Genomic DNA, 21,734 nt, shown 5'->3' with positions numbered 1-21,734 from the left:
GCGCTCGGATTGATCGATGGCTGGTTCGAGGATTACAACGAGAACCATCCGCACTCAGGGTTGAAATGGCGCTCGCCCCGCGAGTTCATTGCAGCTCAAAACGCAACTGCCTGAGTGTCCGGTGAAATGGGGGCAAGATCAATGTCCGCAAAGAAAGATTTCGCCGAATTAGACCACACAGCGCGTCTTTGGAAGTCGGGCGAAAGGTCAAGTTTCCCAGAATCCTGCCACTCGACAAAGTCCGATATCGCGTATGCGCGTACATCGAAAGCCTTCATTCTTACTCCTTCCAGCATTGTGGTTACCATTCTTATCGGAGGAAAGTTTGCAATCAAACATCTGAATCATCGAACTTAGTCCTGTGACCATGCATTGCATACCGCACCAACCCCGTTGCGCCCCGCACAACATCTCGTGCCACCCCCCACCGAACGCCGCATCAACCCGGCCAGCCACCGCCAAAAACACCGACAAAATACCGACGTTATACCGACGCGATACCGACACTGGATTTTCCTTTTTAATCCGCGTCTTAACCCCTGATTCGCCCCCTCGCCGATTTCGCTTCAATCCCCCCGCACAACGCGGCAGGGCTAGTAAAGCTCCGGCCGCCTGTCGGAGCGGTACGTGGCAATGGCCCGCCACCTGTCGAGGTCCGCGTCCTGGAAGACGGCTTCATGGCTGGCAATCCCCACGGAGCGCCCGAGCGACGCCACGACCATCCCCGAAGGCGCAACGATGCAGGAATGGCCGATCGAGTCGAACTGCGCCTCCGGCCCGACACAGCAGGACATCGCCAGCCATACCCCGTTCTCGAGCGCCCGCGTCTTGGCCAGCGCGGTGACGGTCGGCGCGTCCCAGCCCCAACGCTGACGCTGGAAATCGTCGGTGATCCAATTGGTGCTGTTGATCACCAGGTCGGCCCCCATATCGGCAAGCTTGCGCACGTATTCCGGAAAGATCAGGTCATAGCAGACCGTCATGCCGATGCGGCCGAGGGGCGTTTCCACGACCAGGGGCGCATCCCCGGCCGAGAACCACTCGCGCTCGGCGGAAAACAGGTGCGCCTTGCGATAGGTCGCGATGCGGTCGCCTTCCGACGAGAACATGAGCTGAGCGTCGAAGAATTTCCCCTCCGCCCGGATCGGTGCCCCGACGACGAGATAGGCGCCGTTGCGCTTCGCGATCTCGCCCAGCCGGCGGGATGTCGGGCCATCCTCCGCCTCGGCCAGCTCGTCCAGACGGTCGCTGATGAAATAGCCCGTAGTCGCCATCTCCGGCAGGATGACCAGCTTGGCACCCTCCTGCACGGCCAGCGCCACGAGCTTCTCGATGATCTCGAGGTTCGCCGCCACGTCTCCGGGCACGCAGTGCATCTGCGCCACGGAAACCTGCAGGGGGTCGGGGCCCGAGGCCGTTCTCTGGTTCATTCCGGTACTCCGTTCTTCGGACTGCCCGATATCGCCACGAGCAGTCGTGATTCATCCGTCTCCGCGGTGCGTATCTCTCCGGCAAGCCTGCCATCCTGCATGATCAGAAGCCTGTCGGTCAGGCTCAGCAACTCCTCGTTCTCCGAAGAGATCAGGATGATCGCGACACCCTGGTGGGCAAGATCACGCAGGATCCGGTGTATCTGAAGCTTGGCGGCAATATCCACGCCCCGGGTGGGTTCGTCGCAGATCAACAGGCGCGGACGCGTCAGAAGCGCGCGGGCCAGCATCACCTTCTGCTGGTTGCCCCCGCTCAGCGCCGTGATCGGCATCTGCGGGCTGGCGGCCACCACCTTGAGCCGGTCGAGAAGCTCCGACGCGGCGGCCCGTTCCCGCCGCGGCCGGCGCAGGCCCAGCGCGGCAAAGCCCTTCAGCGCCGAGGCCGTGGCATTGTCGGTCACGCTCAGGCTGGAAAAGAGCCCCGAGCTCTTGCGGTCTTCCGTCAGGTAGACAACACCGTTCGCGATGGCCTTCGCCACGCTGGTATAGCTGACCGAGGTTTCCCCATCCGAAAGATGCACACGCGCGCGGCGTCGCCCGGCCCCGGCGAGGGTTCTGGCAAAGGCCGTGCGGCCCGACCCGCCAAGCCCCGCGATCCCCAGGATCTCCCCCGCGTTGATGCTCAGCTCGGTGCGCCCCCCGCCCTCTTCGAGAACGATATCCAGCGCCCGGGCATCCGGCGATACGGCGATCGGCTCCGCCCCGGCACCCTGCGGCCCGGTATCGCCGGTGATCTCCTCCGCCAGCGTCTCGACACTCATCCCCCGCGCATCATGTGTCCCAACCAGCCGCCCGTCCCGCACGACCGTCACCCGGTCGGCGATCTCGATCACCTCGCCAAGGAAGTGGGAGACGTAGATCACCAGGATCCCGTCGTCGCGCAGGCGCCGGATGATACGGAACAGGTTCTGCTTCTCCGCCATCGAAAGCACGGCGGTCGGCTCGTCGAGGATCAGAACCCGCGGCTCCATCGACAGCGCCCGCGCCAGTTCAATCAGCTGTTGATCCGCCACGCTCAGCGCCTCGGTCATGGCGTGCGGGTCCACGTTCAGCCCGAACCGGTCCAGAAGCGCGGAGGTCTGCTCGTAGAGCCGGCGAATATCGACGGTGCCCCGCCCGCTGCGCGGTTCGCGGCCAAGGAAGATGTTGCGCGCCACGTCCAGCTGCGGAACCAGGCTCAGCTCCTGGTAGACACAGGCAATGCCGGCCGAAAGCGCCTCGGCGGGGCTGTCGAACGCCCTTTCCTGCCCCTCCAGCATGACCGACCCGCCGCTCGGCCGGATGGCACCGGACAGGATGTTCATCAGCGTCGACTTGCCGGCGCCGTTGGCGCCGACAATCGCATGAACTTCGCCGCCCCTCGCCGAAATGCACACGCCGTCAAGCGCCGTGTTGCCCAGATACTGCTTGCACAGCTCGCGGGTTTCGAGAAGGGGCAGCGCGTCGGTCACCGTCATTGCTTCGGCAGGAAGTCCTCGGGAAGATCGCTGGACCACCAGTCATCCGGCGCATCCTCGTCGACATGCGCGCCGATATCTTCCGGCGCGATATACTCGGATTCGACCGCCGTGCCGCGCGTCACCTCCTCGCCCTTCAGGATCGAGAGGCCGATCTGCACGGCTTCCTGCCCGGCGCGGGTGGGAAAGGTCACGGCCCCGCCCTGCCCATGTTCGGCCACCCATTTCAGCCAGCCATTGTACTCGTCCCCCGGCGACATGGTGACCTCTTCCAGCCGCCCGGCCTCCTCGAACGCCTCGGCCACGCCGATCGACATCTGGCCGGCCGGGGAAAACACCCCGTCGATCTGCGGGAAGCGCTGGAGCAGGTTCTCGGTGATCTGCTTGGCCTTCGCCCGGTTCCAGTCGCCATACTCGGCGCTGAGCAGTTCCACGTCCGGATACTCCTCGAGCACGGTTTCAAGCGCGTCGAGCTGATCGACCGCCGCCGTCGTGCCCGCGATCGGCAGCATGGCGATGATCTTGCCCTCGCCGCCCAGGTCTTCCACCAGGTTGCGGGCAACCATCTCGCCAAGGCGCCACTGGCTGATATAGGCGTTGGAGACGGTGCCAGCATTGTCGGTAAAACCGCCCCCCGCCTGCACCGTCGGAATGCCGTCTTCCACCGTGCGCTCCAGGACGCTCGCAATCGCGGCGTCATCCACGGGCCAATAGATCAGAAGGTCGATATCCTGGCGCAGCAGATCCTCGATATCCGAGATCTGCTTGGTCGGATTGAAGGCCGCGTCGGTGACGATGACCTCCTCGATCTCCTCATGCTTCGAGGCCTCCCAATGGATGTGCTGAAGCGCGAACACGACCCACGAGTTCGACAGGTACCCGGCCGATACGCCGATCGTGTAGGGCCCCTCCTTGGCGAATTTCGACGTATCCACCGCCTCCTTCGCCGCGGCGGTCTGCCGTTCCTCGGTCTCCTTGTCCGCAAGGGCTGGCCCCGCAAGGCCAATCGCGGCAAAGGCCGCCGCCGTCGTCATGAGCAGTCTTTTTGTCAGTTTCATTTTCAGTCCACCTCTCCTTGTTGGGTCTTCATTGTGACCGGGCATTGATCTGCCCGTACATGGCCGATGCCGCGATGATGATCAGGCCCATGACCACCATCTGAAGATGGTAGGCCAGGCCGCTGATGTTCACGATGTTGAAGGCGATGACCAGAACGAGCACCCCGGCAAGCGTTCCCACCACCCCGCCGCGCCCGCCTTCGAACGTGGTCCCGCCCAGCACGATCGCGGCGAGGATCTGGAACTCCAGCCCCTGGCCCGACATCGTGCTGGAAACGCCCGACCGGGCCAGCAGCGCAAGCCCGCCCAGCGCCCCGAACAATCCGGACAACGCATAGGCCATGATGATGACGCCCCGCACCGGCAGGCCGCCAAGGATCGCCGCGCGCCTGTTCGAGCCGGTGAGAAAGACATACTGGCCAAAAAGCGTCCGCTTCTGGATCAGCACCCCCACAAGCACCGCGGCAAGAAAGGCCAACGACAGGACCGGCACGATGCCGTCGATGCGATAGTTGAAGAACTCGCGAAAGCCCGGCGAAACGATGCCCCGCGCCGTGCCGCCCGAGAATATCTGCGTGATCCCCAGGATCGCGATACCGGTGGCCAGCGTCAGGATGAAGGGCGAGACCCGCGAAAACGCAAGGACGATGCCGTTGAAGGCCCCGGCCGCCGCGCCGACAAGGCAGGTGACGGCAATCGCCATCGGCATGTTGGCCGCCTCGCCATTCATCAGCACGGCGCTCACCACCGCGCAAAGCGAAATGATCGCGCCGATCGACAGGTCGACGCCGCCAAGGATCATCACGAATGTCACGCCGACCGCGGCAATACCCACCGGCGCGATCTGGCGGATCACGTTGAACAGGTACTTGGGCTGCAGGAACGCGTCCGAGATCAGCACCGCCAGCAGGAAGACCGCGGCAAGAACCACGACGATCGCATGGGCCGAAAGGAAGCGCAGCACGCCGTCGCGGGTGGGCATTAGGGCAGTCATCGCATCGCCTTCCGCGGTTGGTTGACAAGGATCGCGACCACGACGATGGCGCCCTTGGCGAACATCTGGACGAAGGCCGAGATGCCGAAGAGGTTGAGCAGGTTGGACACCAGCGTAAGAGCCAGAACACCGGCCAGCGTGTTCACGATGCTGCCCCGGCCCCCGCCCAGCGCGGCACCGCCCAGCACCACGGCGACGATGGAATCAAGCTCCAGCCCGGTCCCGGCCAGCGGATAGCCCGTGCCCAGCCGACCGGCCAGCACCAGCCCCCCGGCCGCCGCGAAGCCTCCCGCGATGGCAAAGGCGGCCACCTGGATGCGGCCGGCATTGATCCCGGCCTTGCGGGCGCTGTCGGGGTTGCCGCCCGCCGCCAGCAGGTGGAACCCGAAGCGCGTCCGCGACAGGATCGCCTGCGTCACCAGCACCAGCACGACAAGAAGGATCGCGGAAAGCGGCAGGCCGAACACCTCTCCGTTGGCAAGCGCCTTCAGCGTGTCCGACGCGCGCCCGACGCTGCGGTCGGTGAAGGTAAAGATCAGCCCCTGCAAAACCGACAGCATACCGAAGGTCAGGATCAGCGGATGCAGCTTCAGCCACCGCACGAGAGAGCCGTTCACCACCCCGATCGCCATCCCGAGCATGACCATCGCCAGGGCGACAGGAAGCGTCAGGGCGGGATAGATCTCCAGCATCCAGCAGGACAGGACCACGACCAGCCCCGCGATCATGCCGACGCTGAGATCGATCATGCCCAGAAGGATCACGAAGGTCTGCCCGATGGCGATCAGGCCCAGCACCGCGGATTGGCGCAGGATGTTGGCAAGGTTCTCGAACGTGCGGAAATCGGGCAGGAACAGCAGCGCAAAGCCGAACCCCGCCGCAAGGATCAGCCAGATGCCGGATTGCCCGGCATCGAACCGGGGGCGAGCTGACCCTACAGCCATGACGACACGTCCTCCGCCCCGGCCACCCAGCCGAACTTCATCGCGAAATTCTCCAGCGTCGCGGCATGAAGGCCGGGCGCGAAGGACGAGACGGCATCGGACACGATGGTTGTCCTGAACCCATGATGAAAGGCCTCGCGGGCGGTTTCCTCGACGCAGATCTGCGTCACGGTGCCGGTGATCACCAATGACGTGACCGACATATAGCGCAGCCTCGCCGAAAGGTCGGTACCGTGGAACGCGCCATAGCCGCGCTTGTCGATGACGATGTCCTCGTCCTGCGGTCGCAGCTCCTCGATCACGTCGGCACAGTCGAACGCGCCCTCGGCGTCCGGATAGCGTCGCATGTGTCCGGGCCAGCAGCATTTCGTGTCCGGCCGGCATTCCGGCGACCAGAGCCACATGAGCCCGGGCTCCGCGCCCGAGACGAAGCGCGTGAAGATAACCGGCCGCCCCTTGTCGCGGAACCGCCCGATCAGCCCGGCGATGACCGGGACCGTCGCGCGCGCGTCGGGCACCTCCAGCGGCGCGCCCTTCCGCACGAAATCATTCTGCATGTCGACGACGACAAGGGCGGCATCCCGAACGCGCTCGGCCGTCGGCACCTCGTCTGCGCGTGCTGCAAGTTCACCGGAATGAAGCACTGGCTGTTCCCGCCCTGCTGAAGTTTCGACCGCGAGCATGAGTGAGATGTATTGCCTTGTCAATTGCAACCAACTATTTAGTTACAAGATTGATAGAACCGGCCCCCGCCGCAGAAAATTCGGTCAGCCGTTTCCGGCGCGGAGGCACAAAGCGGCGCCTGCGGGTTTGTGAATGCCGGTCGAGCAGCTATAGGTAGACCATGTCACTGTCGGACAACATATTGCCCAAGGCCCAGGGCCGGCATCGCCGCGACCCGGAAGCCACCCGCGCCTCGATCCTCGCCTCGGCACAGATCGAGTTCGCCGAACATGGCCTTAAGGGCGGGCGGATCGACCGGATCGCCGACCGGGCCAAGGCCAACAAGCAGCTCGTCTATTATTATTTCGGCGGCAAGGAAGACCTCTACCGCGCCGCGCTCGAGGCGACCTATGCCGAGATCCGCGCGCGCGAGACCGAGCTCGACCTCAGTGCCCTGTCCCCTGTGGATGCGATGAAGCGCCTCATCGAATTCTCGCTCGACTACCTCAATTCCCATCGCGAATTCATCCGCCTCCTCGCGGACGAGAACGCGCAGGGCGCCCGGCACCTGCATGATTCGGAACTGGCCCAGCGCACCAACTCACCGCTCCTGCGCCTCGTCTCCGAAACCCTCGAACGCGGCGTCGAGGACGGCGTGTTCCGCAAGGGCATCGACCCGCTCAACCTCTACATCTCCATCGCGGGCATGACCTATTTCTACTTTGCCAACGGCGCCACGCTCTCCGCCATATTCGGCAGGGATCTCGACCGCACGGATTCCATCGTCGCCTATCGCGATCACATCGTCTCGATGACGATCAACGGCCTCAGGGTCTGACGCGCCAAACACGCCCGACTGGCCCGCCTCTCCCGCTCACCGGACGTTTTGTCTTGCCATGGCTCGGCGGCTTTACTACAGTTTCAACCAACTGGTTACATACAACACACGCGTCGACCCCTCGACGCCACCGACGGGAGTGGTAAATGCCGAGATCAGACATGCAGACCGCACATGGCCGGCCATCGCTGCCCGACCGGTTCGAAACCCCCGACGCGCTGGACGAATTCCTCTCCCTGCCCGGCGAGGATCTCGTCCGGGACATGGAAGACGTGGAGGGCGACATCATCATCCTCGGCGCCTCCGGCAAGATGGGCCCCACGCTGGCCCGCCTCGCCCGCAACGCGGCCCCGGGCAAGCGCGTGGTGGCGGTGGCACGGTTCTCGGAACCCGAAAGCCGCCAGCGGATGGAAGACTGGGGCATCGAGACCATCCAGGCCGATCTCCTCGACGAACGCCAGGTCAACGATCTTCCGAAACTCGAAAACGTCCTCTTCATGGCCGGGATGAAATTCGGGGCAAGCGGCAACCAGCCTTTGACATGGGCCATGAACACGTACTGCCCGGCCCTCGTGGCGAACGCCTTCCGCGACTCGCGGATCGTCGCCTTCTCCACCGGGAACGTCTATCCCCTGATCGACGTGGCCCGCCAGGGCGCGACCGAGGACACACCGCCGGGCCCGCGCGGCGAATACGCCCAATCCTGCCTCGGGCGGGAACGGATCTTCGAGCATTTCTCCCGCCGCCACGGCACGCCCGGCCGGCTCTACCGGCTGAACTACGCGATCGACCTGCGCTACGGCGTCCTGCATGACCTCGCGACGCGGCTCAAGGACGGGCAGACGATCGACCTTGCGCCGATGGCCCATGTCAACGTCATCTGGCAGGGCGATGCCAACGCCCAGGCGCTGCGCCTGCTCAAGCATTGCACCGCGCCCACTAGCCCGATCAATGTCAGCGGGCCGGAAACCCTGTCGGTGCGCTGGCTGGTCGAAGAGCTGTGCGCGCGCATGGGCATCGCCCCGCGGCTCACCGGCGAAGAGCCCCCCAGCGCCTGGCTGTCCAACAGCGCCCAGGCGGCAAAGCTCTTCGGCTATCCCGCCGTCCCGGTCAGCGTGATGCTGGACTGGGTGGCGGAATGGGTGGTGCGCGACATGCCGAGCCTCAACAAGCCCACCAAGTACGAGGTACGCGATGGCGGATTTTGACGGGCTGCAGCAGGTCACGCTGGCCCCCGGCGACGAGGACGAGGCGATGGAGCTCTCGCGCGAGGTGGGCTGGAACCAGGTGCCGGGCGACTGGCGCCACTTCATCGAAAAGGGCCAGACACTCGGCCTGCGGGACCGGTCCGGCCGCCTTGTCGCGACAAGCGCCGCCCTGCCCTATGACGGCCCGTTCGGGTTCATCAGCATGGTGATCGTCTCGGACACCATGCGGCGGCGCGGGCTGGCGACGGCACTCGTGGGCAAGTGTACCGGGTATCTGCGCCAGCTTGGCCTTGTCCCGGTTCTCGACGCCACGGAACAGGGGCAGCCCGTCTATGAAAAACAGGGGTTTCTTCCGCAGTTCCGGTATGACCGATGGCAGATTGCCGGGCACGGGCCGGCCCCCGCCGACGCGGCCGTCTCCTCGGCCGGACCAAGGGATATCGCCCGCCTCGATGCCGCTGCGTTCGGCGCCCAACGGCCCGCACTGCTAAAGGCATTCCTGTCGAGGCCGGACACCGTGGTGATCACCGAAGGGACAAGCGGCTTCGCCCTCCTGCGCCGCGGAAGCCGCGCGTGGCAGGCCGGCCCTGTCGTCTCCGACTCGGAAGATGCCGCACTGCGCCTGCTGGAGCGTCTGCCGATCGGCGCCGTGCCGCTCTTCATCGACGTTCCGCAAACCTGGCGGAAGATCGGCGCATGGCTGAAGGCACGGGGGTTCGCCGTGCAACGCAGCTTCGCGCGCATGGGCTACCATCGGCAAGAGCCGTTCGGCACACCGGACAGGCTTTTCGCGACAGCAGGACCGGAGTTCGGATGATGACAAGAGACGATGACACGCCCGGGCTGAAACTGCTCCGCGCCGGCACAGCCATTCCGGCCCATCCCCTCGCGCTGGATGCGCGACGCACCCTCGACGAGCGTCGGCAACGCGCGCTGTCGCGCTATTACGTCGATGCGGGCGCCGGCGGGCTTGCGGTCGGGGTTCACACCACGCAATTCGAGATACGGCAGGCCGGGCTTTACGACCGGGTCCTGGAAATCGCGGCCGAAACCGCGCGGCAATGGTCCGACCGCCCGCTCGCCATGGTCGCCGGGCTGGCCGGCGACACCGAACAGGCCGTGTCCGAGGCTAAGACAGCGGTGTCGCTTGGCTACGATGCCGGGCTGCTCAGCCTCGCCGCGGTCTCGTCGCGCAGCGCCGACGACATCATCGAGCACTGTGCCGCGGTCGCGGCGCAGATACCGCTGATCGGCTTCTATCTTCAGCCCGCCGTGGGGGGCGCGCATCTGGATGCCGATTTCTGGACCCGGTTCTGTGCCTTGCCGAACGTCATCGCGATCAAGGTCGCGCCGTTCAACCGGTACAGGACGCTCGACGTCATGCGTGGCCTTGTCGAAGCGGGCGCGGAAGACCGGATCACCCTCTATACCGGCAATGACGACCACATCGTGCTCGACCTGTTGCTGCCGTTCCACATGATGCGCGAAGGCGCGCCGGTGACAGTTCGGTTCCGGGGTGGGCTGCTCGGGCACTGGTCGGTCTGGACGCAGACGGCGATGCAGCTCTACCGGCACTGCCGGGCGGCGGCCGAGGCGGGGGATATCCCGCAAGACCTGCTGGCGCTCGACAGCCGGGTGACCGAATGCAACGCGGCCTTCTTCGACGTGGAGAATGATTTCGCCGGATGCATTGCCGGCTGTCACGAGGTGCTGCGGCGGCAGGGGCTGCTGGAAGGGGTGTGGTGCCTCGACCCCGAAGAAGGGCTCGGGCCGGGCCAGCGACAGCGGATCGACCGGGTTCTGCGGGATCACCCCGACCTTGCCGACGACGCCTTCGTGGCGGCCAACCTCGAGAGGTGGCTGGACGCCTGAGGCCTGCCATCGGCGGGCGACCGGCGAAGACAGTGTTGCGCGCTACGCAATATCTCGTGCCACCCCCCATCGAACGCCACATCAACCCGGCCGAACACCGCAAGAAACACCGACAAAATACCGACGTTATACCGACGCGATACCGACACGCGATTTTCCTTGTTAATCCGTGTCTTAACCCCTGATTCGCCCCACTTGCCGATTTCGCTTCACTTCCCCCCGTTTTCGGGCGACCAAAGGGCATGCCAATTCTCGCCTTCCTCCGCGACAACGCCCCGTGGCTCACCGCCGGCGTGCTGCTGACCTTCCTCAGCAGTTTCGGCCAGACCTTCTTCATCTCGATCTTCGCCGGCCACATCCGCGAAGTCTTCGATCTCTCCCACGGCCAATGGGGCGGCATCTATACTCTCGGCACCACCGCCTCGGCCCTCGTCATGGTCTGGGCCGGCGGGCTGACCGATCATTTCCGGGTGCGGGTCCTCGCGCCGATCATCCTTGTTTTGCTGGGGTTTGCCTGCTTTTCCATGGCGCTGAACCCGGTGTGGTGGGGGCTGATCCTGGTGATCTTCGCGCTGCGCTTCACAGGACAGGGGATGACCAGCCATATCGCCGTGGTGGCCATGTCCCGCTGGTTCATCGCCAGCCGCGGCAAGGCCCTGTCGGTCGCCACGCTCGGCTTCGCCGTGGGCGAGGCGCTGCTGCCGCTGGGCTTCGTGTCGCTGATGGCGATCTATGACTGGCGGCTGCTCTGGGGGGCCGCGGCGCTCATCGCGATCCTCGGCATTCCCCTTGTTTTACTGCTTCTCCGGCAGGAACGCACCCCGCAATCCTGGGCCCAGGCCGACCAGTCCCTCGGCATGGAAGGCCGCCACTGGACCCGCCACCAGACCATCACCCATTTCCTGTTCTGGTTCATGATCCCGGCGCTTCTCGGCCCCTCCGCCTTCGTCACCGCCTTCTTCTTCCACCAGGTCCACTTCGCCGAGATCAAGGCGGTCGAACATGTTGAATTGGTTGCGATGTTTCCGATCTACACGGTGGTCAGCATCCTTGCCATGATGGCCTCCGGATGGGCGCTCGACCGGTTCGGCACACCCCGCCTGATCCCCTTCATGCAGATACCGATGATCGCCGCTTTCGTGATCTTCGCCGTGGCCGAAACCCCGCTGGCCGTCCTGATGGGCTTCCTCTTCATGGGCCTCACCACGGGTTTCAACACGACCCTGCCCAACGCCTTCTGGGCCGAGTTCTACGGCACCGGCCGCCTCGGCTCGATCAAGGCCATGGCGGCGGCCGTCATGGTCTTCGGCTCCGCCATCGGCCCCGGCATCACCGGCCTCGGCATCGACCTCGGCCTGGGGCTCGAAACCCAGTACATGCTGGTCGCAATCTACTTTGTTTTCACGACGATCATGATGATGATCGGCGTCGCCCGCGCCCGGCCCCTGCTAGCGCTTTCGCCGTAAATACACGTAATAGGCGCCACCCCCGCCATGGCGCAGATGGGCTTCGGCAATCTGCAAAACCATCTGCGACAAAGGCGGCGATTTCAGCCACTGCGGCACCGCGTGGCGCAGGACGCCGGGCCGCTGCGGGATGGGACCGTCATCCTCCGATTGCCGGCCCTTCCCGGTGATGACCAGCACCAGCCGCCGCTCGCGGGCAAAGGATGTCATGATGAACGACTGCAGCGCCGGCTTCGCCTGATCGAGCGTCATCCCGTGCAGGTCGATCCGACCTTCCGGCTTGAGCTTGCCACGTTTCAGCCGGTCATAGGCTTTCCGGTCCATCTGAACCGGCGCCCCGGCGATCTGCTCCGGCAGGCCCGGCAACACATCGTGGCGCGCACCCCTGGCCTTGGATTTCTGCCCGATCTCGAACTGCTCCAATGGTTCCCTGTTGGGCTTGTCGGGGCTCTTCTTTTCTTCGCGAAAAGGCAGCCCCTGCTTGGATTTGGCAGTCTTGGCCGGATGCATCCGCTCCGTCGTTTTTGCCACCCTGTTCCAGAGCTCAAGCTCGTCCGGCCGAAGTTTCCGGCGGCTCACTGATACGGCTCCGTCGCCGTTGCAAAGGCCCGCTGGATTGGCAGCAGAACCACCATGCGGCCGGGATCCTTCAGCATCCCGGCGGCCTTGCCGGCGGCATCGCCCGTCCCGAAAAACACGTCCGCCCTTTGCGGCCCCTTGATGGCCGAGCCGGTATCCTGAGCGATCATCAGGCGGTTGAACGGATCGGCGCCCTTCTTCTCGACCCAGACCGGAGCGCCCAGGGGTGTAAAGGCCGGATCGACAGCTATGGTGCGCTTCGGTGTGACCGATCGGTTCATCGCCCCGAGCGGCCCGTCCTCGGGCGGCACTTGGTCGACACGACGGAAGAAAACGTAGGACGCGTTGTGAAACAGAAGTTCCTGCCCGGCCTGCGGGTTGCGCTTGACCCAGTTCTTGATCACTTCGGCCGAAACCTGATGCGGTTTGAAGATACCGCGGCGCACCAGCTCCACCCCGATGGATTGATAGGGATGACCGTTCGACCCGCCATATCCCACCCTGATCCGCCGGCCACTCGGCAGGCGAATGCGGCCGGAGCCCTGTATCTGCAGGAAGAACAGTTCGACGGGATCGTCGACCCAGGCAATCTCGTAGCCCTTGCCCTTCATGAAATCGCCGGTTTCGATTTCGCGTCGCGTGAGCCACGGATTGTTGACCTTGGCCGCCTCCGGTTCCCGGTAGACCGGATACCGATACTGCGCGCTGGGGGACAGGGCACCGTCCAGCTCCGGTTCGAAATACCCGGTGAACAGCGCCCTGCTGCCGTTCTCGATCAGCATCGGGCGGAAGAACAACTCGAAGAACGTCTTGGCGTCGGGCTCCTGCTGGGCCAGCGCGCAGAGCGATCGCCAGTCCGGGTCGCGCAGGTCGGGGCAGGTGACAAGGAAAGCCTCGAGCGCCCGATCGTGGGCGTCGAAATTCCAGCCTTCAAGCTCGTCGAATTCGAGGATCTTGTGGGTCACGTCCTCGGACGCGGCGGTTGCGGCCGCCAGCATCCATATACAAAGCGCGGTCCAGAACCGCCGGATCATTCGCCCGTCGCGACAAGCCGCCAGTTGGGATCACCCGACCCCATGACCCGCTCGAACGTCCAGGTGTCTTTCTGACGTTTGGATTGGCCCGGCTTGCCTTCGATGATCTCGCCGTTCTGGTCCTTCACGACGGAGATCAGTTCGCCAATGAATTTCACCGTCACCTCGGCGCGGTTGGTGGTGTTGTCGAACCGGGCGTCGGACAGGGTCGTGCCCCGAACGCCCACGAACTCCGCCTCTACGGTAAGGCCCTGTTCCTGACGGGAATCCACCACTTGGGCAAAGGCCTCGTAGACATCTTCCTCGAGGAACGGCGCAACCTGGTCCAGGTTGCCGTTCTCGAAGGCCATGAGGATCCACTCATAGGCCCCGCGGGCGCCCTGAAGGAAATCCGTCACCGTAAAGGAAGGCTCGATGCGTTTCATGTCGGCGAGCGCGGCCGCGGCTTCGGAATCTTCCGGAACATGGTCGGTGATGTCGTGATCCGGCCCGCCTTCGATCACCTCGAATTCCTGACGTCGGTCATTCTTTGCAGGCTCGGGCGCACCGCGGCGCGGCGGACCCTCGAACCCGTCCCGCGTGCCGAGAACGCTTTTCAGGCGCAGGATCAGGAAGATGGCGATGCCTGCCAGCACCAAAAGCTGCAATAGCGGGGAATTCATAGGTACCTCTTCACATGCGGGGCATGGTAACACATGGTTTGCAAACCTATGTAGGTGACTGATGCAGGCAAGTCCACCTTACAGGGTGGGCCCCGACACGAGGTTTTTTTTGCAATGTGGTTGTTCCTTGCGTTCCTTGCGGTTCCGCTGATCGAGATCGCCCTGTTCATTCAGGTCGGTGGTGCGATCGGCCTGTGGCCGACGCTGGGGATCGTGGTGCTGACGGCGATTATCGGCACGTGGCTGGTGCGGACTCAGGGCGCGATGGCCATGGGGCAGTTGCGCTCGTCCTTTTCGCGGCTGAACGACCCGACCGAACCCTTGGCGCATGGTGCGATGATCCTGTTTGCCGGGGCGTTGTTGCTGACGCCCGGCTTTTTTACCGATGCGGTCGGTTTCGCGTTGCTCATGCCGCCGGTGCGGCATGCCGCGTTCAAATACCTGCGCAAGCGGGTGCATGTGCAGCGGTTCGACATGGGCCCCGACGGGCCGCGCCGGCAGCCGCCGCACAGGCATCCGCACAGGCCCGACGTGATCGAGGGAGAGTACGAAGACCTCGACCGCAGTGACAGCGACCGGTCGACGCAGGGACCATCGGGCTGGACTAGGCATTGAGGCCTGTTTGCCTTCCTGCTAAGGCAACTCTCGATTTAAGTTCGCGTATCGGAGAGCTTCATGGCCGAACATGAAAACGGCGGCGCGCAGCCGCAACAGCCCCAGCAGACGCCGCAGGTCAAGATGAACATCGTGACCCAGTTCGTGCGGGACATGTCATTCGAGAATATCCTTGCACAGCAGGGCTCTGGTGGCGAAGTGACGCCGGATATCGAGGTTTCGGTGAATCTCGACGCGAAGAAACGGCAGAACCCCGATACCTACGAGGTCGTGACCAAACTGCGGGTCAGCTCCAAGAACAAGGGCACGGAACAGCACCTTTTCCTTCTGGAGCTCGAATATGTTGGCGTCTTCCACATCGAGGGTTTGCCGGACGAGCAGCTGCACCCGTTTCTGCTGATCGAATGCCCGCGCATGACCTTCCCGTTCCTGCGCCGGATCGTCAGCGATGTCACGCGCGACGGGGGCTTCCCGCCGCTGAACCTCGAGAATATCGACTGGGTTCAACTTTACCGGAACGAGATTGCCCGCCGGCAATCGGCCTCGGGCCAGCCCGAAACGCCCGACGCCTAACCGGTTCGTTTCCACATCGCCGCATCGCCCATGGCTTCGACAAAGGCGGCGTGGGCGGCGGCTTCGGCTTCGGTCAGCCGCGGGGGCAGGGGGGCCGGGCGTGGTTGAGGGCGCCAGGTGCCAAGGGTGTCCGAAAGCTCCTCGGTCGTGGTTGCCTGCCCTGCGGTGAGCCCGAAATCGGGCTGCCGACCGCCGATGAGTTCAAGGTAAACCTCCGCCAGTATCTCGGAATCGAGAAGGGCGCCGTGCAGAGTGCGCGACGAATTGTCTATGCCGAACCGGCGGCACAGCGCGTCGAGGCTGGCAGGGGAGCCCGGAAACTTTCGCCGGGCAATGTCGAGCGTGTCGATCGCCTGTTCCCAGGGGATCGACGGCAGTTTGACCCAGCCCAGTTCGGCGTTGATGAACTTCATGTCGAACGCCGCATTGTGAATGACGAGCTTGGCGTCGCCGACGAAGGTCACGAAATCCTGCGCGATCTTCGCAAAGACGGGCTTGTCCCGCAGGAAGTCATCGCCCAGACCATGCACCTCGAACGCTTCTTGCGGCATGGACCGTTCGGGGTTGATGTACTGGTGATAGGTGCGGCCGGTGGGCATGTGATTGTAAAGCTCGACCGCCCCGATTTCGACGATCCGGTCGCCCTCGTGGGGATTGAACCCCGTGGTCTCGGTGTCGAGTACGATCTCACGCATGCTTCAGCCTGTCCCTGATTTGCTTCACCACATCCTGAACCTGTTCGCGCGCATGCTCAAGAGAGTCGGTCACGATGATGAAATCGGACCTGCGTCTTTTTTCCGCATCCGGCAACTGCTTGGCGAGGATGGCTTCGAATTGCGCCTCGGTCATGGTGCCGCGTTCCAGCACCCGGGCGCGCTGTACATCGGGCGGGGCGGTGACACAGACGACGGCATCCATCGCGCCTTCCCCGCCGGTTTCGAAGAGCAGGGGAATATCGAGTACAGCAATATCCGCTTCGGCAGCCCGGAGGAAGGTTTCGCGGTCCTGTCCGACCAGCGGATGCACGATGGCCTCGATCCGGGCGAGGGCGCCGGGATCCTTTGCCAGGATATCCTTGAGTCGGGGGCGGGAGACCGCGCCATCCTCGATCGCGTCCGGGAAGGCCCTGGACATGGGCTCGACCGCGATGCCGCCCTTGGCATATAGACGGTGAACAGCGGCATCCGCATCCCAGACAGCACAGCCTTCTTCGGCGAACAGTCGGGCCGTGGTCGACTTTCCCATGCCGATGGAGCCTGTCAGCCCGAGCTGAAAGATCATCTCAGCGCCGCGGCCCGCGTTGCGCTGTCGACTTCGGGACGCACTCCGAACCAGCGTTCGAAACCCGGCACCGCCTGATGCAAGAGCATTCCGAGGCCGTCGACGATGTGACATCCGAGTTCTTCCGCCTCGGCGAGGAACTTTGTCTTCAGCGGGGCATAGACTAGGTCGGTGACAAGTGCTCCACGCTGGAGACCGTCGAGCGGGACACGCAGAGGCGGTTTGCCGATCATGCCGAGCGACGTGGTGTTGACGACCGTGGCGGCCTCCTCGAGCATGTTGCCGGCCTGGACCCAGTCGATCACATGCAAGCGCTTCCCGAAATCGGCGCGCAGCGCTTCGGCGCGCACCTTGGTGCGGTTGGAAATGAGGATCTCGGGCACCCCGGCATCGAGCAGGGACGTGACCACCGCCCGCGCCGCACCACCGGCACCGAGAACGGCTGCGGGGCTCGCGGCAGGATCCCAGTCCGGGGCATTCTGCCGGATGTTGCTGATGAAGCCGTAACCGTCGGTATTGTCGGCATGGATCTTGCCGTCCTGAAGGAAAATCAGCGTGTTCGCCGCACCGATCAGAGTGGCCCGATCGGTGATCTGGTCTGCGATCTCGAGCACTTTTTCCTTGTGGGGAATAGTGATGTTGGCGCCCACGAAGCCCATTTTTGGAAGAGAGCGCAACACGGTTTCAAGGTCATCCGTCTTCACGTCCATCGGGACATAGAACCCGGGCAACCCGTTCACCTTGAGCCAGTGATTGTGAAGCTGCGGCGACTTGGAATGTGCCACCGGAGAGCCGATTACCGCGGCAAGGGGAATCCCTGTTTCACTCATGTATCTATTACCCCACGCAATCCCAGAAAGGACAGAAGTTCCAGCAAAGGCAAACCCAGGACGCAGAAATAATCGCCCTGCACCTGAGAAAACAACCTGACACCTTCTTCTTCAAGTTTATATCCACCGACCGAGTAACGGATGCTTTCCCAGTTGCGTTGCAGATACGCATCCAGGTACTCGTCGGAGAAGGCCTTCATGGTCAGGCGGACCACCCCGACGTGGCGCCAGACCGGCGCGCCGTCTTCGTAAATCACCGCGGCAGACAGGAGTTGGTGGGTATCGCCGCGCAAACGCAGTAACTGCGCTCTGGCGTCCTCCGGGGTTTCCGGCTTGCCGAGGATGTCACCGCGATACGCCAGCACCTGGTCACATCCCAGAACCAGGGCGTCGCCTGACCGCATAGCGATCTTGCGCGCTTTCATTTCAGCCAGTGCATCCGCGATGTCACGCGGCGGGGCTTCTTCGAGCTGCATGGAATCGCGCAGGGAGGCCTCGTCGACGCGGGCGGGCTGTACCTCGAAGCTAACGCCGGCATTGCGCAGCAGCTTTTGGCGAATTTCTGACGCTGATGCGAGCACCAGTTTCTGGGGCATGTGGATAAACCGAGGGATTTCTATTGGATGCGCTGCGGAGTAAATCCGGACATTTCCACGGCCCGGAACGACATGCAAGATTTGCCCGGTTCTACCCACTGATCTTCGAAGGTTATCAGTCTGTGGGAAAGGAAAACCAATGAAACTGAAGTATTTGCCTTTTGATAGGGTTAATCAGGATTTTATCCACAAGCCGGAAGATAGATTAGATAATTATAAGCTTCTGTTAATATTTAGTTTTTTAATGTACTGGCGTAACTTCTATCATCTCATCTACAGCTTTTCCCACAGTTCCTCCAAGATGTTCATATCCCTGTTGAGCAGTGCGTAATCCACAGTTTCATCGGGACCAACAAACACATCATCCTTTCTTCTCTATATAATTATTATTAGGAGGATCGGTAACGCCGGAGTGTTTCATGACCGACCTTCTGTCACTTGCCTATCCTTGGACCAAGGCGTTTCACATCATAGCGGTGATCTCCTGGATGGCTGGGATCTTCTATCTGCCGAGGTTGTTCGTCTACCACGTCGAGCAGAGAAACGGTGAAGATCCGATCTTTGAAATGATGGAGCTGAAGCTCCTTCGCGTGATCATGAACCCGGCGATGATCGCGACCTGGGTGTTCGGGCTGTGCCTTGTCTTTACGCCTGGGATCGTCGACTGGGGTTCCGTCTGGCCGTGGGTCAAGGCGGCGGGCGTGCTGGCGATGACGTGGTTCCATCACTGGCTGGGTCGCAGGCGGAAGGATTTCGTTACCGGTCGGAACACGTTGACCGGCCGGCAGTACCGGATGATGAACGAGGTTCCGACGTTCCTGATGGTGGTCATCGTCATTGCCGTCGTCGTGCGTTTCTGACTTTCATTGACATGAGGGGCGTGTCTCCTTATATCCGCCGACAGGCTCTCGTCCGGGATGCTGGTTTTCCATGAATGTAATTGGTTGCCGCGCGTGTTCAGCGCCGCACCAAAAGGTGTCTTCCCATGTCCCAAGACCGTTTGAACCTGTCCGATCTGAAAGCACAGAGCGCGGCAGACCTGCTCGCCATGGCGGAGGAGCTCGAGATCGAGAACGCCTCGACCATGCGCAAGGGCGAGATGATGTTCCAGATCCTGCGCGAGCGGGCGGATGAAGGCTGGACGGTTTTCGGTGATGGGGTTCTCGAAGTCCTGCAGGACGGCTTCGGCTTCCTGCGCTCGCCTGAGGCCAACTATCTGCCGGGTCCGGACGACATCTATGTTTCGCCAGACACGATCCGGCAGTTTTCGCTGCGCACCGGTGACACGGTCGAGGGTGAAATTCGGGCACCCGACGACAACGAGCGGTATTTTGCGCTGACCAATGTCAGTCAGATCAACTTTGAGGATCCCGAGCACGCTCGTCACAAGATCGCGTTCGACAACCTGACGCCGCTTTATCCCGACGAACGGCTGAAGATGGAAATCGAAGAGCCGACGATCAAGGACAAGTCTGCCCGGGTGATTGATCTGGTCGCGCCTATCGGCAAGGGGCAACGGTCGCTGATCGTGGCGCCGCCACGGACGGGTAAGACGGTGATCCTGCAGAACATCGCCGCGAGTATCGAGCGGAACCATCCGGAATGTTATTTGATCGTCCTGCTGATCGATGAACGCCCGGAAGAGGTGACCGACATGCAACGCTCGGTCAAAGGCGAGGTGATTTCGTCGACCTTCGATGAACCGGCCGCGCGGCACGTGGCTGTGGCCGAGATGGTCATCGAGAAAGCCAAGCGTTTGGTCGAGCATAAACGAGATGTAGTTATTCTTCTCGACTCGATCACAAGACTTGGTAGGGCCTATAACACTGTCGTTCCGTCTTCGGGCAAGGTTCTGACCGGCGGCGTCGATGCGAACGCGCTGCAAAGACCGAAGCGTTTCTTCGGCGCGGCGCGGAACATCGAGGAGGGCGGCTCTCTCACCATCGTGTCGACCGCGCTGATCGAAACCGGCAGCCGGATGGACGAGGTGATCTTTGAAGAGTTCAAGGGCACTGGCAACTCGGAGCTCGTTCTCGACCGGAAGATCGCAGACAAACGGGTATTCCCCGCGATCGACATCCTCAAGTCTGGCACGCGGAAGGAAGATCTGCTCATCGACAAGGGTGATCTTCAGAAGACCTTCGTGCTGCGCCGGATCCTCAACCCGATGGGCACAACCGATGCAATCGAGTTCCTGTTGAGCAAGCTTAAGCAGACGAAGACGAACTCGGAATTCTTCGATTCGATGAACACCTGACCGAGAGCCTCCTCGGAGGGCTTCGATGGATACCATATTCGCTCTTTCGACGGCCCCGGGGAAAGCCGGCGTCGCAATAATCCGCGTGTCGGGGCCGGGTGTCCCGGCCGCTGTAAAGCGCCTTTGTGGCGACGTGCCGCCGGAGCGCAAGGCGTCGCTTCGCGTCCTTCGCGACGAGATGGGACACAGGCTGGACGAAGCGCTGGTTCTGACATTCGCCGAGGATCACAGCTTCACAGGGGAGGCGTGTGCAGAGTTCCAGGTACATGGCAGTACTGCAGTGACCTCAGCTCTTCTCGGAGCATTGGGGCGGATACAGGGGCTTCGATCAGCCGAAGCAGGTGAATTTACCCGGCGTGCTTTGGAGAATGGGAAGCTTGACCTGGCTCAGGTCGAGGGCCTCGCTGATCTGATCGATGCTGAAACGGAAGCCCAGCGGCGCCAGGCGATGCGGGTTCTAGCCGGTGACCTTGGGCAGAAGGCCGAGGGTTGGCGCGTCAATCTCATTCGGGCGGCCGCATTGCTTGAGGCGACGATTGATTTCGCCGATGAAGAGGTGCCGGTCGATGTTGGTCCGGAAGTGAATGACCTTGTAGCGAAGGTCATTGTTGAGATTCGGAAGGAGATCGAGGGCGTCGGTGTTGCGGAGCGCATTCGTACTGGGTTCGAAGTTGCGATCGTCGGGGCGCCGAACGTGGGCAAGTCCACTTTGTTGAACGCCATCGCGGGCCGCGATGCAGCGATCACGTCCGAACATGCAGGTACCACGCGTGATGTCATCGAAGTGCGCATGGATCTTGCCGGGTTGCCAGTGACCCTGCTCGATACGGCAGGATTGCGAGAAACCGTGGATGAGGTCGAGTCAATTGGTATCGACCGGGCGAAGAACCGGGCGGAGCTCGCCGACCTTCGCGTGTTTCTCGTCGAACCTGGACAGAGGCCCGAGATGGAACCGAAGGATCAGGACATCGTTCTTACGGCCAAGGCTGATCTCACTGGTGGTTCCAGTAATTCCGTGTCCGGTAAGACAGGCCAGGGCATCGAGGCACTTGTGAGCAGGATTGGAACAGTGCTGTCAGGTCGCGCCGCGGGTAGCGGGCTCGCGACCAGGGACCGGCACCGGGAGGCCATGGTTCGCGGTCTGGAGGCACTCAACGCCGCGTGTGAGCTCTTGCCATTGGGTGAAACGAGCGCCGACCTGGCAGCGGAGGAAATCCGGACCGCTATTCGCGCTCTTGATTCTCTGGTAGGACGCATCGATATCGAGAACGTGTTGGACGAGATTTTCGCCAGCTTTTGCCTCGGAAAGTAAGGAGT

At 62.8% G+C, this 21,734-nt stretch carries 24 protein-coding genes; 11 read left to right on the top strand and 13 right to left on the bottom strand.

Annotation, left to right across the window (positions count from 1 at the left end; all coding sequences use genetic code 11):
• A partial coding sequence (locus tag RLN94_RS22155; RefSeq protein WP_350126997.1) for an integrase core domain-containing protein occupies positions 1-114 on the top strand: 114 nt, incomplete at its 5' end.
• Positions 115-593: 479 nt separating this feature from the next.
• Here RLN94_RS22155 and RLN94_RS22150 read toward each other — a convergent pair.
• From RLN94_RS22150 to RLN94_RS22125, 6 genes are read right to left on the bottom strand one after another with little or no spacing between them, the layout of a single operon-like run.
• Positions 594-1,430 (bottom strand): carbon-nitrogen hydrolase family protein, encoded by an 837-nt coding sequence (locus RLN94_RS22150; RefSeq protein WP_350130776.1) that lies wholly within the window; start codon positions 1,428-1,430, stop codon positions 594-596.
• Positions 1,427-2,947: a sugar ABC transporter ATP-binding protein gene (locus RLN94_RS22145; protein ID WP_350130777.1), complete on the bottom strand. Its 1,521-nt coding sequence runs from the start codon at positions 2,945-2,947 to the stop codon at positions 1,427-1,429. Before RLN94_RS22145 ends, RLN94_RS22150 begins: the two co-directional genes overlap by 4 nt.
• On the bottom strand, positions 2,944-4,005 hold the full coding sequence (locus tag RLN94_RS22140) for a substrate-binding domain-containing protein (RefSeq protein ID WP_350169628.1): 1,062 nt from the start codon (positions 4,003-4,005) through the stop codon (positions 2,944-2,946). The genes RLN94_RS22145 and RLN94_RS22140 overlap by 4 nt, the downstream gene beginning before the upstream one ends.
• A gap of 28 nt (positions 4,006-4,033) precedes the next feature.
• Positions 4,034-4,999, bottom strand: a complete 966-nt coding sequence (locus RLN94_RS22135; protein WP_350130779.1) for an ABC transporter permease — start codon at positions 4,997-4,999, stop codon at positions 4,034-4,036.
• Entirely contained in the window at positions 4,996-5,943 is a 948-nt protein-coding gene (locus RLN94_RS22130) for an ABC transporter permease (RefSeq protein ID WP_350130780.1), read from the bottom strand. The genes RLN94_RS22135 and RLN94_RS22130 overlap by 4 nt, the downstream gene beginning before the upstream one ends.
• Positions 5,934-6,587: a cysteine hydrolase family protein gene (locus tag RLN94_RS22125; protein WP_350169625.1), complete on the bottom strand. Its 654-nt coding sequence runs from the start codon at positions 6,585-6,587 to the stop codon at positions 5,934-5,936. The genes RLN94_RS22130 and RLN94_RS22125 overlap by 10 nt, the downstream gene beginning before the upstream one ends.
• A gap of 221 nt (positions 6,588-6,808) precedes the next feature.
• On the opposite strand from RLN94_RS22125, the gene RLN94_RS22120 reads away from it, so the two are divergent.
• From RLN94_RS22120 to RLN94_RS22100, 5 genes are all read left to right on the top strand, one after another.
• On the top strand, positions 6,809-7,444 hold the full coding sequence (locus RLN94_RS22120) for a TetR/AcrR family transcriptional regulator (RefSeq protein ID WP_350169623.1): 636 nt from the start codon (positions 6,809-6,811) through the stop codon (positions 7,442-7,444).
• Positions 7,445-7,590: 146 nt separating this feature from the next.
• Positions 7,591-8,652, top strand: a complete 1,062-nt coding sequence (locus RLN94_RS22115) for an NAD-dependent epimerase/dehydratase family protein (RefSeq protein ID WP_350130783.1) — start codon at positions 7,591-7,593, stop codon at positions 8,650-8,652.
• Complete coding sequence (locus RLN94_RS22110; protein WP_350130784.1) at positions 8,639-9,469, top strand: GNAT family N-acetyltransferase; 831 nt, start codon at positions 8,639-8,641, stop codon at positions 9,467-9,469. The genes RLN94_RS22115 and RLN94_RS22110 overlap by 14 nt, the downstream gene beginning before the upstream one ends.
• Positions 9,469-10,524 (top strand): dihydrodipicolinate synthase family protein, encoded by a 1,056-nt coding sequence (locus RLN94_RS22105; RefSeq protein ID WP_350130785.1) that lies wholly within the window; start codon positions 9,469-9,471, stop codon positions 10,522-10,524. Before RLN94_RS22110 ends, RLN94_RS22105 begins: the two co-directional genes overlap by 1 nt.
• A 242-nt stretch (positions 10,525-10,766) precedes the next feature.
• A complete protein-coding gene (locus RLN94_RS22100) occupies positions 10,767-11,990 on the top strand; it encodes an MFS transporter (RefSeq protein ID WP_350130786.1) in 1,224 nt (407 codons plus the stop codon).
• Here the strand turns inward: RLN94_RS22100 and RLN94_RS22095 are convergent.
• Genes RLN94_RS22095 through RLN94_RS22085 form a run of 3 tightly spaced genes read right to left on the bottom strand, consistent with a single transcriptional unit; the run spans position 11,973 to position 14,265 of the window.
• On the bottom strand, positions 11,973-12,569 hold the full coding sequence (locus tag RLN94_RS22095) for a Smr/MutS family protein (protein ID WP_350130787.1): 597 nt from the start codon (positions 12,567-12,569) through the stop codon (positions 11,973-11,975). The genes RLN94_RS22100 and RLN94_RS22095 overlap by 18 nt on opposite strands.
• Positions 12,566-13,603 carry a murein transglycosylase A gene (mltA, locus tag RLN94_RS22090; protein WP_350169620.1) on the bottom strand — a complete coding sequence of 346 codons (1,038 nt, stop codon included), beginning with the start codon at positions 13,601-13,603 and terminating at the stop codon, positions 12,566-12,568. The genes RLN94_RS22095 and mltA overlap by 4 nt, the downstream gene beginning before the upstream one ends.
• Complete coding sequence (locus RLN94_RS22085) at positions 13,600-14,265, bottom strand: Tim44/TimA family putative adaptor protein (RefSeq protein ID WP_350130789.1); 666 nt, start codon at positions 14,263-14,265, stop codon at positions 13,600-13,602. Before RLN94_RS22085 ends, mltA begins: the two co-directional genes overlap by 4 nt.
• A gap of 114 nt (positions 14,266-14,379) precedes the next feature.
• Between RLN94_RS22085 and RLN94_RS22080 the strand changes: the two genes are divergently transcribed.
• Both RLN94_RS22080 and secB read left to right on the top strand, forming a co-directional pair.
• On the top strand, positions 14,380-14,880 hold the full coding sequence (locus RLN94_RS22080; RefSeq protein ID WP_350130790.1) for an FxsA family protein: 501 nt from the start codon (positions 14,380-14,382) through the stop codon (positions 14,878-14,880).
• 60 nt (positions 14,881-14,940) lie between these two features.
• Positions 14,941-15,453: a protein-export chaperone SecB gene (gene secB, locus RLN94_RS22075; protein ID WP_350130791.1), complete on the top strand. Its 513-nt coding sequence runs from the start codon at positions 14,941-14,943 to the stop codon at positions 15,451-15,453.
• Here the strand turns inward: secB and dnaQ are convergent.
• Genes dnaQ through RLN94_RS22055 form a run of 4 tightly spaced genes read right to left on the bottom strand, consistent with a single transcriptional unit; the run spans position 15,450 to position 18,160 of the window.
• Complete coding sequence (dnaQ, locus tag RLN94_RS22070; RefSeq protein WP_350130792.1) at positions 15,450-16,148, bottom strand: DNA polymerase III subunit epsilon; 699 nt, start codon at positions 16,146-16,148, stop codon at positions 15,450-15,452. The two genes, secB and dnaQ, sit on opposite strands and share 4 nt — an antisense overlap.
• Positions 16,141-16,734 (bottom strand): dephospho-CoA kinase, encoded by a 594-nt coding sequence (gene coaE / locus RLN94_RS22065; protein ID WP_350130793.1) that lies wholly within the window; start codon positions 16,732-16,734, stop codon positions 16,141-16,143. Before coaE ends, dnaQ begins: the two co-directional genes overlap by 8 nt.
• Positions 16,731-17,564, bottom strand: coding sequence for a shikimate dehydrogenase (locus RLN94_RS22060; RefSeq protein ID WP_350130794.1), 834 nt, complete (start codon positions 17,562-17,564; stop codon positions 16,731-16,733). The genes coaE and RLN94_RS22060 overlap by 4 nt, the downstream gene beginning before the upstream one ends.
• Positions 17,561-18,160 (bottom strand): Maf family protein, encoded by a 600-nt coding sequence (locus RLN94_RS22055; protein WP_350130795.1) that lies wholly within the window; start codon positions 18,158-18,160, stop codon positions 17,561-17,563. The genes RLN94_RS22060 and RLN94_RS22055 overlap by 4 nt, the downstream gene beginning before the upstream one ends.
• Positions 18,161-18,579: 419 nt before the next feature.
• Between RLN94_RS22055 and hemJ the strand changes: the two genes are divergently transcribed.
• The 3 genes from hemJ to mnmE all read left to right on the top strand — a co-directional run bounded on the left by hemJ (position 18,580) and on the right by mnmE (position 21,729).
• Positions 18,580-19,020, top strand: coding sequence for a protoporphyrinogen oxidase HemJ (hemJ, locus tag RLN94_RS22050; protein ID WP_350130796.1), 441 nt, complete (start codon positions 18,580-18,582; stop codon positions 19,018-19,020).
• Positions 19,021-19,145: 125 nt separating this feature from the next.
• Positions 19,146-20,417 (top strand): transcription termination factor Rho, encoded by a 1,272-nt coding sequence (gene rho, locus RLN94_RS22045; protein ID WP_350130797.1) that lies wholly within the window; start codon positions 19,146-19,148, stop codon positions 20,415-20,417.
• Between the two features lie 25 nt (positions 20,418-20,442).
• Positions 20,443-21,729, top strand: a complete 1,287-nt coding sequence (mnmE, locus tag RLN94_RS22040; protein WP_350130798.1) for a tRNA uridine-5-carboxymethylaminomethyl(34) synthesis GTPase MnmE — start codon at positions 20,443-20,445, stop codon at positions 21,727-21,729.
• Positions 21,730-21,734 lie beyond the last annotated feature (5 nt).

Origin of the sequence: Roseovarius sp. (assembly GCF_040223625.1) — a bacterium.
Classification (GTDB): Bacteria; Pseudomonadota; Alphaproteobacteria; order Rhodobacterales; family Rhodobacteraceae; genus Roseovarius.
The sequence above is the reverse complement of the archived record's forward strand: the minus strand, read 5'-3'. Positions and strand labels throughout refer to the sequence as shown.